This is a genomic window from Rhodoferax sp. LB1P47, assembly GCF_056521445.1.
This window is the reverse complement of sequence record NZ_JBWMAU010000010.1, coordinates 485-14,590: the sequence shown is the minus strand read 5'-3', so window position 1 is coordinate 14,590 and position 14,106 is coordinate 485. Positions and strand designations below refer to the sequence as shown.

The 14,106-nt window shown below is 56.5% G+C and carries 8 protein-coding genes, 2 tRNA genes and 3 rRNA genes; 12 read left to right on the top strand and 1 reads right to left on the bottom strand.

Annotated features, from left to right (window positions below; translation table 11 throughout):
• The first annotated feature begins 10 nt into the window (after window positions 1–10).
• The 7 genes from AC0969_RS12375 to AC0969_RS12345 all read left to right on the top strand — a co-directional run bounded on the left by AC0969_RS12375 (window position 11) and on the right by AC0969_RS12345 (window position 6,051).
• Window positions 11–490, top strand: coding sequence for a chemotaxis protein CheW (locus tag AC0969_RS12375; protein ID WP_479624444.1), 480 nt, complete (start codon window positions 11–13; stop codon window positions 488–490).
• Between the two features lie 14 nt (window positions 491–504).
• Complete coding sequence (locus AC0969_RS12370; protein ID WP_479624443.1) at window positions 505–1,359, top strand: CheR family methyltransferase; 855 nt, start codon at window positions 505–507, stop codon at window positions 1,357–1,359.
• Between the two features lie 103 nt (window positions 1,360–1,462).
• Complete coding sequence (cheD, locus tag AC0969_RS12365; protein WP_479624578.1) at window positions 1,463–2,173, top strand: chemoreceptor glutamine deamidase CheD; 711 nt, start codon at window positions 1,463–1,465, stop codon at window positions 2,171–2,173.
• Window positions 2,174–2,182: 9 nt separating this feature from the next.
• Window positions 2,183–3,286, top strand: a complete 1,104-nt coding sequence (locus AC0969_RS12360; protein ID WP_479624442.1) for a protein-glutamate methylesterase/protein-glutamine glutaminase — start codon at window positions 2,183–2,185, stop codon at window positions 3,284–3,286.
• Window positions 3,287–3,349: 63 nt separating this feature from the next.
• Window positions 3,350–4,720 carry an acyclic terpene utilization AtuA family protein gene (locus AC0969_RS12355; RefSeq protein WP_479624441.1) on the top strand — a complete coding sequence of 457 codons (1,371 nt, stop codon included), beginning with the start codon at window positions 3,350–3,352 and terminating at the stop codon, window positions 4,718–4,720.
• Window positions 4,720–5,079: an AtuA-related protein gene (locus AC0969_RS12350; RefSeq protein WP_479624440.1), complete on the top strand. Its 360-nt coding sequence runs from the start codon at window positions 4,720–4,722 to the stop codon at window positions 5,077–5,079. Before AC0969_RS12355 ends, AC0969_RS12350 begins: the two co-directional genes overlap by 1 nt.
• 12 nt (window positions 5,080–5,091) lie before the next feature.
• On the top strand, window positions 5,092–6,051 hold the full coding sequence (locus AC0969_RS12345) for a Bug family tripartite tricarboxylate transporter substrate binding protein (protein ID WP_479624439.1): 960 nt from the start codon (window positions 5,092–5,094) through the stop codon (window positions 6,049–6,051).
• Window positions 6,052–6,112: 61 nt separating this feature from the next.
• On the opposite strand, the gene AC0969_RS12340 is transcribed toward AC0969_RS12345, so the two are convergent.
• Window positions 6,113–8,017 (bottom strand): ATP-binding cassette domain-containing protein, encoded by a 1,905-nt coding sequence (locus AC0969_RS12340; RefSeq protein WP_479624438.1) that lies wholly within the window; start codon window positions 8,015–8,017, stop codon window positions 6,113–6,115.
• Window positions 8,018–8,529: 512 nt separating this feature from the next.
• Between AC0969_RS12340 and AC0969_RS12335 the strand changes: the two genes are divergently transcribed.
• The 5 genes from AC0969_RS12335 (at window position 8,530) to rrf (ending at window position 13,881) form a co-directional block, all read left to right on the top strand.
• Window positions 8,530–10,068: ribosomal RNA gene (locus AC0969_RS12335) — 16S ribosomal RNA — on the top strand.
• 123 nt (window positions 10,069–10,191) lie between these two features.
• Window positions 10,192–10,268: transfer RNA gene (locus AC0969_RS12330), tRNA-Ile, on the top strand.
• A 27-nt stretch (window positions 10,269–10,295) separates the two neighbouring features.
• A tRNA-Ala gene (locus AC0969_RS12325) sits at window positions 10,296–10,371 on the top strand.
• A 371-nt stretch (window positions 10,372–10,742) separates the two neighbouring features.
• Window positions 10,743–13,624 (top strand): 23S ribosomal RNA (locus AC0969_RS12320).
• A gap of 144 nt (window positions 13,625–13,768) precedes the next feature.
• Window positions 13,769–13,881: ribosomal RNA gene (rrf, locus tag AC0969_RS12315) — 5S ribosomal RNA — on the top strand.
• Together the 16S, 23S and 5S rRNA genes with 2 tRNA genes alongside form the textbook arrangement of a ribosomal RNA operon.
• Window positions 13,882–14,106 lie beyond the last annotated feature (225 nt).

Sequence of the window (14,106 nt, the reverse complement as noted above, 5' to 3'; positions counted from 1 at the left end):
GGAGATGGTTATGGGTGCAATGGAACATTCGGGGGCTTTGACCACCGCTGCCAGAGAGTATTTGACCTTCCGGCTGAGCCAGGAGGAGTACGGCATCGACATTTTGAAGGTGCAGGAAATTCGCGGCTACGAGCCACCAACCCGCATTGCCAATGCCCCCACCTTCATCAAGGGCGTGGTCAACCTGCGCGGCACCATCGTGCCGATTGTGGATATGCGGCTCAAGTTCAATTGCTCACAGGCCGAGTACAACAGTTTCACGGTGGTCATCATCTTGAACTTGCGCAGCCGAATTGTGGGCATCGTGGTGGATTCGGTCAGTGATGTGCTGGAACTACAGCCCGAAAGCGTCAAAGCTGCGCCCGACATTGATAGCGTCGTAGACAACAGTTGCATTCTGGGCCTGGGGTCCGTGAGCGACCGGATGCTGATTTTGTTGGACATTGAGCGCCTGATGTCAGGGGACGACATGGGTCTGTCCACAGACTGACCCGCAGAGGTGCCATGCTCCGATCTTCTGCTGCTACCAGCAACGGCCCCGTGCTAGATGGCCGCGAGTTTGTCTGGACCGATGCCGACTTTGGCCGGGTCCAGTCGCTGATCTACAAGCATGCTGGTATCAAACTGCATGATGGCAAGCACGCCATGGTTTACAGCCGGTTGTCGCGGCGGCTGCGCGATACCGGGCACAACAGTTTCCGCGAGTACTTGGGGTGGCTGGAACACTCAGCCGATGGGCCTGAGTGGCAAGAGTTCGTCAACGCGCTCACCACCAACCTCACCGCTTTTTTTCGCGAGCAGCACCATTTCGAAATTTTGGCTGCGCTGTTCAAGTCCAAGCCCGCCAGCACGCCGTGGAACGTGTGGTGTAGTGCCTCGTCCACCGGCGAAGAGCCCTATTCCATCGTAATGACCGCGTTGGAGAGCTTGGGGGCCAGCCCCTCGTTCAAGCTCACCGCCAGCGACATCGACTCCAAAGTGCTGGCCTCGGCCGCACAGGGCATTTACCGGCTAGAAAACCTCAAAGGGCTGGACCAGGGGCGGATGCAAAAGTTTTTGCTGCGCGGCAAAGGCGACAACGCGGGAATGGTGCGGATCAAGCCCGAGCTGCGCCGCATGATCGACTTCATCAGTGTGAACTTGATCCGCGACGACTGGCCATTTCGCGAACACTTCGATGTGGTTTTTTGCCGCAACGTCATGATTTACTTTGATGCCCCCACCCAGCGGGCGGTGTTGGAGCGCATTCACCGGGTCATGAAACCCGGAGCCATGTTGTTTGTGGGTCATGCCGAAAATTTTAGCGAATCCCGTGATCTATTCATCTTGCGGGGGAAGACCAGCTATGAACGTTGTTAATGGCCAGGTTGGTCCGCCCTCTGCAAGCCGCCCGACTTTTAGCGTGCGCGCCTAAAAAACTATGGATATCCCCAGAACCACAGGTCCCTCGTTGTCTCAGCGGATGGCAGCAGGCGAGTTCCCGATTGGTGCAGACGCAGACCGTCGCCGTGCATCGCGGGTTGCCGGGGCTAGCGCCGGGCGCCCCTTGAGTGAGCGCAACAGCACGATTGAGCAGCTCAAGGCCCGCCCACGCAAACCGGGGGAAGCCTCGTTTTTCTACCCCGACCACCATTTCCAGTTCAATGCTGTCAAGGTGCTGCCCGGCGAGTACTTTGTGTCGGATGAAAACCTCGTCATCATGACCGTGCTGGGCTCCTGCATTGCAGCCTGCCTGTGGGACACACGGGCCCAGATTGGTGGTATGAACCACTTCATGCTGCCCGATGGCGAAGACGGCATTGGTGCGGGGCGCTATGGTTCGTACGCGATGGAGCTATTGATCAACGAAATGCTGAAGAACGGCGCCCGCCGCGAAACCATGCAGGCCAAGATCTTTGGCGGCGGCCAAGTCATGTCCAACTTCACCACCATGAACGTGGGCGAGCGCAACACCCAGTTTGTCATCGATTACTTGCAGACCGAGCGTATTCCCTTGTTGTCGCAAGATGTGCTGGATATTTATCCGCGCAAAGTGTGTTTCTTTCCAATCACGGGTAAAGCCATGGTCAAGCGGTTGGCGCATGCCCATCCAGACCAGGCCGTGACAGAGCGGCGTGGCAATGTGGCTACCGCAATGAAGTCTACGTCCGGTGGTTCTGTCGATTTGTTTTAAGTGAGTGGGTTGATGAAGAAGATACGTGTATTGGTGGTGGACGACTCGGCGTTGGTGCGCAGTTTGCTGACCGAAATCCTCAACCGCCAGCCTGACATGGAGTGCATTGGCGCGGCCAACGACCCTTTGATCGCCCGCGAAATGATCCGCGATCTGGACCCCGATGTCATCACCCTGGACGTGGAAATGCCGCGCATGGACGGCATTGACTTCTTGGGCCGCCTGATGCGTCTGCGCCCCATGCCCGTGGTGATGATCTCCACCATGACCGCGCAAGGGGCTGAGGTGACCTTGCGTGCTTTGGAGCTGGGGGCGGTGGACTTTGTTGCCAAGCCCCGCATCGGCCTGGCCAACGGCCTGCGCGATCTGGCTTCTGAAATTGTCGACAAAGTGCGAGTGGCCGCCGTGGCCAAGTTTCGCCGTCCGTTATTACCTGCGGTGTCTGCGCCCGGCGCTGCCGTGGTTCCGCCGTCCTCTACGGTGCGCTCTACCAACGCCCTGATCGGCCGGGTATCGACTGAAAAGATGATCTGCATCGGCGCGTCCACCGGTGGCACCGAAGCCATCAAGGAAATTCTGGTCTGCATGCCTGCCGACTCGCCCGCCATCGTCATCACCCAACACATGCCGCCGGGCTTCACCACCAGCTTTGCCGCACGCCTGAACAGCCTGTGCCAGATCACGGTTAAGGAAGCCTCGCACGGTGAACGCATCCTGCCTGGCCATGCCTACATCGCACCGGGTGGCAAGCAGTTCCGCATCAACCGCAGCGGGGCCAACTACGTGGCCGTGGTGGAAGATGCCGAGCCCGTCAACCGCCACCGCCCGTCGGTGGAGGTGCTATTTTTGTCCTGCGCCGAGATGGTGGGCCGCAACGCCTACGGCATCATGCTCACCGGCATGGGCAACGACGGAGCCCGCGCCATGCGCGAAATGCACGATAAGGGCAGCTACAACTACGTGCAGGATGAAGCCAGTTGCGTGGTTTTTGGCATGCCGCGCGAAGCCATTGCCCACGGTGCCGCCGATGAGGTGCTGCCACTAGACAAAATCGCCCCCGCCTTGCTGGCCAAGCTGGGTGCCAGTGGTGACCGCTTGCACAATCGAATTTAAGCATCAAATAGGCCTCTGGCGCTTTATATATAAGCGCAAGAAGCTATTTGTTTGATAGCAAATATGCCGCCTTCTACATCCCCCTTGCTCATAGGCTGCGCCGCCGGTTTCTCGGGCGACCGTACTGACGCGGCGGGGCCGGTCGTTGATACCCTGATCGCTCGGCTGCACGCCCAGCCCGAAGCTACCGCTTTTTTGATTTTTGAATGCCTGGCCGAACGCACCCTGGCCCTGGCCCAACTGCGCCGTCGCACCGATCCCGACAGCGGCTATGAACCCCTGCTGGACGCAGTGCTGCGCCCCGTGCTGGCGCGTTGCCTGCAACACGGGATCCGCATCGTCAGCAACTTTGGCGCGGCCAACCCGCCAGCGGCGGCACGGCGGATCCGCCAGATTGCGCTTGAACTGGGCCTGCCCGTGCCCTGCATTGCTGTGGTGCATGGCGACGACCTGTCCGGGCCCGCCCACCGCGCCCTGCTGCAAGCCGAGCTGGGCAACTTGGACGGCAAGCCCCTGGTCAGCGCTAACGCCTACATCGGAGCCGAACCCATCGCCGCCGCCCTGGCCGCCGGGGCGCAGATTGTGGTAGCGGGCCGGGTGGCCGATCCCTCGCTGGCCGTGGGCCCGGCCATGTTCCACTTTGGCTGGCCCGCCGACGACTGGCCGCGTTTGGGCCGGGCCACTATGGTCGGCCACCTGCTGGAATGCGGTGCGCAGGTCTGCGGGGGCTACTTTGCCGACCCCGGCTTCAAGGACGTGCCCGAGTTGTACCGTGTTGGCTACCCGATTGCCGAGATGGATGCCGAGGGCGATTGCGTCATCGGCAAGTCGGACGGCAGCGGCGGCCTTGTCAGTGTGGCCACGGTCACCGAGCAGTTGCTCTACGAACTGCACGACCCCGCCGCCTACCTCACGCCCGATGCCACGGCGGATATCAGCCAAGCCCAGGTGCAGGCTGTCGGCCCCGACCGTGTGGCCTTGCGCGGTGTGCAAGGCCACGCCCGGCCTGCGCATTTGAAAGTCAATGTCTGTTTTGAAGGTGGATGGCTGGCCGAAGGCGAGATTTCCTATGCCGGGCCGCGCGCCGAGGCCCGTGCCCGCCTGGCCGCCGAGGTGCTGCGCCAGCGCCTGCCGGGGCTGCAACTGCGGGTCGATCTGATCGGCGTGGTCAGCGTGCTGGGCGACGACGCGGGCCACCTGTTGGCGGCGACCCCGGTGGGCGATGCCCGCGATGTGCGCCTGCGTGTCGCCGCTACCCATGCCGATAAGGCCCAGGCGCAGCGCCTGGGGCAGGAAGTGACCGCGCTCTACACCTGCGGCCCGGCGGGTGGCGGCGGGGTGCGCACCACGCTCACGCCCCGGCTCAACACCGTGTCGTGCCTGGTGCCGCGCACGGCGGTGCCACTGGGCTTTACCTTGCGGGAGGATCTGTGATGGAGGGCCTGACCGTACCCCTGTACCGTGCCGCCCACGGCCGCACCGGCGACAAAGGCAACCGTTCCAACATCAGTGTGATCGCCTGGCATCCGGCGCTGTACCCGCTGCTGGTGGCCCAGCTCACGGCCGAGGCGGTGGCCCGGAATTTCGCCTGCCGCCAGCCCAGCGCTGTGCAGCGCTATCTGCTGCCGAACCTACAGGCCATGAATTTCGTGCTGGATGCCGTGCTGGACGGTGGTGTGAATGACGCGCTGAACCTGGACACCCACGGCAAAACCCTGTCGTTCCACTTGCTAGACTGGCCGCTGCACGTTCCCCAAGCTCTGCTGCATCTGCTGGCAGGCCCCGATTTTTAAAAAAGAGACACCATGCACACCACTTTTCGCCTGGGCCTGTTGGCCTGCGCTGCACTCAGCCTGCCTGCGTTGGCGCAAACCTTTCCTGACAAGCCCATCACCTTCGTCGTGCCCTTCACGGCGGGCAGCGCTACCGACCAACTGGCCCGCGCGCTGGCCCAGGCCCTGGCGACGGACGCCAAGGTCAACGTGGTGGTGGACAACAAACCCGGTGCCAACGCCTTCATCGGCGCGCAAGCCGTGGCCAAGGCCAAGCCCGACGGCTACACCGTGCTGATCGCCACCAACACCACCCACGCCGCCAACGAGCACCTGTTCAAAAAGCTGCCCTACGACCCGATCAAGGACTTTGCCCCCATCACCACCCTAGGTCGGGGCGGCCAGATCATGGTGGTGCCGCCCAGCCTGCCGGTGAACACCGTGCAGGAATTCATCGCATTGGCCAAGTCCAAGCCGGGCAAGTTATCGTTTGGCAGCGGCAGCTCGTCCAGCCGGGTGGCCGGGGAGCTGTTCAAGCAGATGTCGGGCACTTTCATTTTGAACATCCCGTACAAGAGTAACCCCCAGGCCGTGACCGACCTGCTGGGCGGCCAAACCGACATGATGATCACCGACATGGCGACCGGCCTGGCGCAGGTCAAGTCCGGCAAACTCAAAGCGCTGGGTGTGTCCACGAAAACGCGCTTGGCCCTGGCCCCCGATGTGCCCACTATCAGCGAGGCGGGCGTCAAAGGTTACGAGATGACTTATTGGTTTGCCGCCTACGCCCCGTCCCATACCCCGCCGGAAGTGCTGGCGCGGCTGAATGAGTTGCTGGGCAAGGCGGCCCACAGCAGCGTGGCCGCGCCGTTCTACCAGGGCAGCGGCACGGAGGTGTTTACCGGCAGTGCCGAGGAACTGCGCAAGTTCCAGGCATCGGAAACCCTGAAGTGGGGCAAGATCATCCAGGCGGCTGGTATCTCGCAAGAATAAGCATGTTTTAGGCTTCTAGCGCAGGTGTTGCCTGCGCTAGAGGCTATCAATGCTATAGCATTTAGGCGCTGAGCATTTCCCAGCGTTCCAGCGCGGTCAGCAGCAGTTCGTCAATCGCTGCATTGCGCTGGCCCAAGGTGGTGGCGCGTGCCGCATCCTTGGTGTAGACGCTGCCATCGGCCAGGGTGGCGGTGATGCTGGCTTGCTCTTGCTCTAGCGCGGCAATTTGCTCTGGCAGGCCATCGAGCTCGCGTTGCTCTTTGAAGCTGAGCTTGCGGGCCTTGGTGGCCACGGCTGCCACCGACTTTTGCTCTGTATTTAATAGCGACTCCTGCACATTCGACGTGCGCTGGGGCATGTTTTTCTTATTGGTTTCGGCAATCAGCTTGGCGCGCTTGCTCTGGATCAGCCAGTCTTGCACGCTGCCCTCGTATTCGCGCCAGAAGCCAGGCCGCTCCTCGGGTTCGTGCGCAATGATGCTGGTGACCACGTTGTCCAGAAAAGCCCGGTCGTGGCTGACCAGGAACACCGTGCCGTCGTAGTTTTGCAGCAGGTCTTCCAGCAGTTCCAGGGTGTCGATGTCCAGATCGTTGGTCGGCTCGTCCAGCACCAGCACGTTGGCTGGGCGGGCAAACAGGCGCGCCAATAGCAGGCGGTTGCGTTCGCCACCGGACAGTGAGCGCACGGGGGAGTTGGCGCGCGCCGGGGAGAACAAGAAGTCGCTCAGATAGCTTTTGACATGCTTGCGCTGGTTACCGATTTCGATCCATTCGCTGCCGGGGCTGATGAAATCTTCCAGCGTGGCATCCAGGTCTAGTGCGTTGCGCATTTGGTCAAAGTAGGCCACTTGCAGGTTGGCACCTTGGCGGATCTTGCCGCTGTCGGGCTGGATTTCGCCCAGAATCAGCTTGAGCAAGGTGCTCTTGCCCGCCCCGTTGGCGCCCAGAAAGCCGACCTTGTCGCCACGCAGAATCACGTCGCTGAAACCCTGCACGATGACCTTGTCGCCAAAGGCTTTGCTCACATCGGTCAGCTCGGCGACGATCTTGCCGCTGGACTGGCCCGAAGCCACGTCCAGGTTCACGCTGCCTTGCGCATCGCGGCGCGCCGTGCGGCTGGAACGCAGCGCTTCCAGCCGGACCACGCGGCTCTGGCTACGGGTGCGGCGAGCGGCTACACCTTGGCGGACCCAAATTTCTTCTTGTGCCAGCAGCTTGTCGGCCTTGGCGGAGATCACGGCTTCTTGGGCCAGTTGTTCGTCTTTTTGCAGCACATACTGCTCGAAGTTGCCGGGGTAGGAGTTGAGCTTGCCCCGGTCGAGTTCCACAATCCGGGTGGCCACGCGGTTCAAGAAGCTGCGGTCGTGGGTGATGGTGATCAAGCTGCCCTTGAAGTCGATCAGCAGGTCTTCCAGCCACTCTATGGAATCCAAGTCCAAGTGGTTGGTGGGCTCATCGAGCAGCAGCACATCGGGCTTTGCTACCAGCGCTTGCGCCAATGCCACGCGTTTCTTGGTGCCACCCGATAAGGTGCCGACAATTGCTTCGGGGTCTAGATGCAGGCGGTGCAGGGTTTCTTCGACACGCTGCTCCCAGTTCCAGGCATCAAAGGCTTCAATCTGGGACTGGAGGGCGTCCAGATCCAGATCGTCGGCGCCCGATAAATACAGGTCGCGTGCCTCAATGACAGAGGCTAGGCCCACGCTGGCGGACTTGAATACAGTGTCTTCGGGGTTTAACACCGGTTCCTGGGCCACATAGGCAATGCGCAGACCTTGCTGTACGTGCATGGCTCCGTCGTCAGGCTTCTCCAGCCCACCCAGAATTTTGAGCATGGACGACTTGCCCGCTCCGTTGCGGCCAATCAGACCCACACGCTCCGTGGTTTCAAGGGAAAAAGCGGCTTTATCGAGAAGTGCGACGTGTCCAAAAGCCAGTTGGGCGTCGAGTAGGGTAATGAGTGCCATGATGCAGCGATTATCCGGCCTACGGGTTTCACCTCTAGATAGAGGGCATCCACGGCAGCGTGTTGTCTACGAGAGTTCAGTGAACGGCACGCATGGTAGGGCGATGCGCGTGGATACTTTCTTGCTGTGAATGAAGAAATCGGAGGAAAGTACTCAAAACCATGCTAAAGTCGAAAGCTGCACTGATAACGCACAGAAATGTGCGGAAAGCAAAATCAGTAAGTAGAAATTTTTAGAAAGACTGGTAAAAACCAGTATAGAATACAAGGCTGCACTGATCACAGTGTAGTCAAACAAAGTAGCTTAATAGCTACGGTGTTGATCCTTAAAAATATACAGCCGATAAGCGTGGGCGTTTGAATGCGATTGCCAAGTTCTTCGGAACTAGTGCTTAGCACTACAAACGCTCATGAAGTAAAAGAAGATGTGAATATCAGAAATGAAGTTCATGTCAATTCCAATTTATGAGTGGCCCCTGGTGGTAAAAGTCAGGGGCAAAAAAAATCAAGATCGAACTATAGAGTTTGATCCTGGCTCAGATTGAACGCTGGCGGCATGCCTTACACATGCAAGTCGAACGGCAGCACGGGAGCAATCCTGGTGGCGAGTGGCGAACGGGTGAGTAATATATCGGAACGTGCCCAGTCGTGGGGGATAACGCAGTGAAAGCTGTGCTAATACCGCATACGATCTCTGGATGAAAGCGGGGGACTCGGCAACGAGCCTCGCGCGATTGGAGCGGCCGATATCAGATTAGCTAGTTGGTGGGGTAAAAGCCCACCAAGGCGACGATCTGTAGCTGGTCTGAGAGGACGACCAGCCACACTGGAACTGAGACACGGTCCAGACTCCTACGGGAGGCAGCAGTGGGGAATTTTGGACAATGGGCGCAAGCCTGATCCAGCAATGCCGCGTGCAGGATGAAGGCCTTCGGGTTGTAAACTGCTTTTGTACGGAACGAAAAAGTCTGCCCTAATACGGTGGGCCCATGACGGTACCGTAAGAATAAGCACCGGCTAACTACGTGCCAGCAGCCGCGGTAATACGTAGGGTGCGAGCGTTAATCGGAATTACTGGGCGTAAAGCGTGCGCAGGCGGTTATATAAGTCAGATGTGAAATCCCCGGGCTCAACCTGGGACCTGCATTTGAGACTGTATAGCTAGAGTACGGTAGAGGGGGATGGAATTCCGCGTGTAGCAGTGAAATGCGTAGATATGCGGAGGAACACCGATGGCGAAGGCAATCCCCTGGACCTGTACTGACGCTCATGCACGAAAGCGTGGGGAGCAAACAGGATTAGATACCCTGGTAGTCCACGCCCTAAACGATGTCAACTGGTTGTTGGGTCTTCACTGACTCAGTAACGAAGCTAACGCGTGAAGTTGACCGCCTGGGGAGTACGGCCGCAAGGTTGAAACTCAAAGGAATTGACGGGGACCCGCACAAGCGGTGGATGATGTGGTTTAATTCGATGCAACGCGAAAAACCTTACCCACCTTTGACATGTACGGAATTCGCCAGAGATGGCTTAGTGCTCGAAAGAGAGCCGTAACACAGGTGCTGCATGGCTGTCGTCAGCTCGTGTCGTGAGATGTTGGGTTAAGTCCCGCAACGAGCGCAACCCTTGTCATTAGTTGCTACATTTAGTTGGGCACTCTAATGAGACTGCCGGTGACAAACCGGAGGAAGGTGGGGATGACGTCAAGTCCTCATGGCCCTTATAGGTGGGGCTACACACGTCATACAATGGCTGGTACAAAGGGTTGCCAACCCGCGAGGGGGAGCTAATCCCATAAAGCCAGTCGTAGTCCGGATCGCAGTCTGCAACTCGACTGCGTGAAGTCGGAATCGCTAGTAATCGTGGATCAGAATGTCACGGTGAATACGTTCCCGGGTCTTGTACACACCGCCCGTCATACCATGGGAGCGGGTTCTGCCAGAAGTAGTTAGCCTAACCGCAAGGAGGGCGATTACCACGGCAGGGTTCGTGACTGGGGTAAAGTCGTAACAAGGTAGCCGTATCGGAAGGTGCGGCTGGATCACCTCCTTTCTGGAAACTGCAATCAAATTTGAATGCCCACACTTATCGGTTGTTGGAAGGTTGTCGCTAGGACAATTTTGAGAAAAAGATCATTGATCTAGCTCTTAAAGTTAATCTCAGAGCGACCGGCTTGGGTCTGTAGCTCAGTTGGTTAGAGCACCGTCTTGATAAGGCGGGGGTCGTTGGTTCGAAACCAACCAGACCCACCATCCATTCAACAACACTGCCGTTTTTGTGGGGGTGTAGCTCAGCTGGGAGAGCGGCTGCTTTGCAAGCAGTAGGTAGCGGGTTCGAGTCCTGTCACCTCCACCAATAATTTGGTGCTTATCTATTCAACACCAAAGTAGCTTTTAACCAGGCTACTTTGTTGTTGATCAATATCAATTGATCGATATAAATCAACCGTAAGGTTGATCGGCTGTTCATTAAAAATTCATAGAGTTTAATCAGCGTTGCTAGCGGAAACTGCACATTCGTAAAGGTTTAGTGCAGACCGTGCCGCTAGTGACAAATTTTTGATTGCGTCAAAACGAATATTCAGACTTTGGTTTGGAATTCAAAATTAACGATGAAGGCTCGAAAGAGTTGTAATTGTTTACGGCATAACGCGATTGGTGAAAGACCAATCAGACATTCCTTGAAGACAATGGCGATGTTTCCGTAAGGAGACGTCAAAGTTATAGGGTCAAGTGAATAAGAGCATGTGGTGGATGCCTTGGCAATGATAGGCGACGAAAGACGTGATAGCCTGCGATAAGCTTCGGGGAGCTGGCAAATTAGCTTTGATCCGGAGATTTCTGAATGGGGAAACCCACCCTTAGGGGTATCGCATGATGAATACATAGTCATGCGAGGCGAACCGGGTGAACTGAAACATCTCAGTAGCTCGAGGAAAAGACATCAACCGAGATTCCGAAAGTAGTGGCGAGCGAAATCGGAAAAGCCTGTTAGTGATAGCGCGACTGTTAACGGAATAGCTTGGAAAAGCTAGCCATAGTGGGTGATAGCCCCGTACGTGAAAACAGACGCGTGGTACTAAGTTAACGACAAGTAGGGCGGGACACGAGAAATCCTGTCTGAATATGGGGGGACCATCCTCCAAGGCTAAATACTCATCATTGACCGATAGTGAACTAGTACCGTGAGGGAAAGGCGAAAAGAACCCCGGGAGGGGAGTGAAATAGATCCTGAAACCGCATGCTTACAAAAAGTAGGAGCCTTGAAAGGGGTGACTGCGTACCTTTTGTATAATGGGTCAGCGACTTACATTCAGTGGCAAGCTTAACCGAATAGGGAAGGCGTAGGGAAACCGAGTCCGAATAGGGCGATTCAGTCGCTGGGTGTAGACCCGAAACCAAGTGATCTATCCATGGCCAGGATGAAGGTGCGGTAACACGCACTGGAGGTCCGAACCGACTAGTGTTGCAAAACTAGCGGATGAGCTGTGGATAGGGGTGAAAGGCTAAACAAACTTGGAAATAGCTGGTTCTCTCCGAAAACTATTTAGGTAGTGCCTCAAGTATTACCGTCGGGGGTAGAGCACTGTTTTGGCTAGGGGGTCATGGCGACTTACCAAACCAAGGCAAACTCCGAATACCGACGAGTACAGCTTGGGAGACAGAGCACCGGGTGCTAACGTCCGGACTCAAGAGGGAAACAACCCAGACCGCCAGCTAAGGTCCCTAAAATTGGCTAAGTGGGAAACGAAGTGGGAAGGCTAAAACAGTCAGGATGTTGGCTTAGAAGCAGCCATCATTTAAAGAAAGCGTAATAGCTCACTGATCGAGTCGTCCTGCGCGGAAGATGTAACGGGGCTAAGCCAGTTACCGAAGCTGCGGATTTGCAATTTATTGCAAGTGGTAGGAGAGCGTTCTGTAGGCCTGTGAAGGTGGCGGTGTAAACCCTGCTGGAGGTATCAGAAGTGCGAATGCTGACATGAGTAGCGTTAAAGGGGGTGAAAAGCCCCCTCGCCGTAAGCGCAAGGTTTTCTACGCAACGTTCATCGGCGTAGAGTGAGTCGGCCCCTAAGGCGAGGCAGAGATGCGTAGTTGATGGGAAACAGGTCAATATTCCTGTACCGATGTGTAGTGCGATGTGGGGACGGAGAAGGTTAGCTCAGCCAACTGTTGGATATGTTGGTTCAAGCCTGTAGTCGTGCCTGGTAGGTAAATCCGCCGGGCTTAGATGAGGGGTGATAACGAGGCTGCTTGCAGCCGAAGTGAGTGATACCCTGCTTCCAGGAAAAGCCACTAAGCTTCAGCTACACACGACCGTACCGCAAACCGACACTGGTGCGCGAGATGAGTATTCTAAGGCGCTTGAGAGAACTCAGGAGAAGGAACTCGGCAAATTGACACCGTAACTTCGGAAGAAGGTGTGCCTCTAGTAGGTGAAGTCCCTAGCGGATGGAGCCCAACGGGGTTGCAAAAAATCGGTGGCTGCGACTGTTTATTAAAAACACAGCACTCTGCAAACACGAAAGTGGACGTATAGGGTGTGACGCCTGCCCGGTGCTGGAAGATTAAATGATGGGGTGCAAGCTCTTGATTGAAGTCCCAGTAAACGGCGGCCGTAACTATAACGGTCCTAAGGTAGCGAAATTCCTTGTCGGGTAAGTTCCGACCTGCACGAATGGCGTAACGATGGCCACACTGTCTCCTCCTGAGACTCAGCGAAGTTGAAATGTTTGTGATGATGCAATCTCCCCGCGGAAAGACGGAAAGACCCCATGAACCTTTACTGTAGCTTTGTATTGGATTTTGAACAGACCTGTGTAGGATAGGTGGGAGGCTTTGAAGCCCGGTCGCTAGATCGGGTGGAGCCAACGTTGAAATACCACCCTGGTGTGTTTGAGGTTCTAACCTAGGTCCATTATCTGGATCGGGGACAGTGCATGGTAGGCAGTTTGACTGGGGCGGTCTCCTCCCAAAGCGTAACGGAGGAGTTCGAAGGTACGCTAGTTACGGTCGGACATCGTGATGATAGTGCAATGGCATAAGCGTGCTTAACTGCGAGACTGACAAGTCGAGCAGATGCGAAAGCAGGACATAGTGATCCGGTGGTTCTGTATGGAAGGGCCATCGCTCAACGGATAAAAGGTACTCTGGGGATAACAGGCTGATACCGCCCAAGAGTTCATATCGACGGCGGTGTTTGGCACCTCGATGTCGGCTCATCTCATCCTGGGGCTGTAGCCGGTCCCAAGGGTATGGCTGTTCGCCATTTAAAGAGGTACGTGAGCTGGGTTTAAAACGTCGTGAGACAGTTTGGTCCCTATCTTCCGTGGGCGCTGCAGATTTGAGGAAGCCTGCTCCTAGTACGAGAGGACCGGAGTGGACACACCTCTGGTGTATCGGTTGTCACGCCAGTGGCATTGCCGAGTAGCTAAGTGTGGAAGAGATAACCGCTGAAAGCATCTAAGCGGGAAACTCGTTTCAAGATGAGATCTGCCGGGGCCTTGAGCCCCCTAAAGAGTCGTTCAAGACCAGGACGTTGATAGGTCAGGTGTGGAAGCGCAGTAATGCGTTAAGCTAACTGATACTAATTGCTCGTGAGGCTTGACCCTATAACTTTGATTCCAAGTAATTGGTTTCAAGGACTAGTTATGCCAAGTGACGCATTCAAAAAACATATCCGGTGCGATGCCGGAGCTGATTAAATCTCTATGAATTCGTCTCCCTGACCTGTGTCAGGGCGGCAACAAGTTATGCCTGATGACCATAGCGAGGTGGTACCACTCCTTCCCATCCCGAACAGGACAGTGAAACGCCTCTGCGCCGATGATAGTGCGGGTTCCCGTGTGAAAGTAGGTCATCGTCAGGCTATTACAGCAAGAAACGCCCAGTCCAGCGGACTGGGCGTTTTCTTTAGAACTTAGTGATAAGTTCTAAAGAAAACGCAAAACGTTTTTATGTGTGCTAAAAAGCATGCTAGAATACAAGGCTGCACTGATCACAGTGTAGTCAAACAAAGTAGCTTAATAGCTACGGTGTTGATCCTTAAAAATATACAGCCGATAAGCGTGGGCGTTTGAATGCGATTGCCAAG

What these genes read in the sequence shown, in the direction of transcription:
- AC0969_RS12375 (WP_479624444.1), top strand. Translation starts at nt 11, where the DNA reads ATGGGTGCAATGGAACATTCGGGGGCTTTGACCACCGCTGCCAGAGAG.
- AC0969_RS12370 (WP_479624443.1), top strand. Translation starts at nt 505, where the DNA reads ATGCTCCGATCTTCTGCTGCTACCAGCAACGGCCCCGTGCTAGATGGC.
- cheD (WP_479624578.1), top strand. Translation starts at nt 1,463, where the DNA reads ATGGCAGCAGGCGAGTTCCCGATTGGTGCAGACGCAGACCGTCGCCGT.
- AC0969_RS12355 (WP_479624441.1), top strand. Translation starts at nt 3,350, where the DNA reads ATGCCGCCTTCTACATCCCCCTTGCTCATAGGCTGCGCCGCCGGTTTC.
- AC0969_RS12350 (WP_479624440.1), top strand. Translation starts at nt 4,720, where the DNA reads ATGGAGGGCCTGACCGTACCCCTGTACCGTGCCGCCCACGGCCGCACC.
- AC0969_RS12345 (WP_479624439.1), top strand. Translation starts at nt 5,092, where the DNA reads ATGCACACCACTTTTCGCCTGGGCCTGTTGGCCTGCGCTGCACTCAGC.
- AC0969_RS12340 (WP_479624438.1), bottom strand. Translation starts at nt 8,017, where the DNA reads ATGGCACTCATTACCCTACTCGACGCCCAACTGGCTTTTGGACACGTC.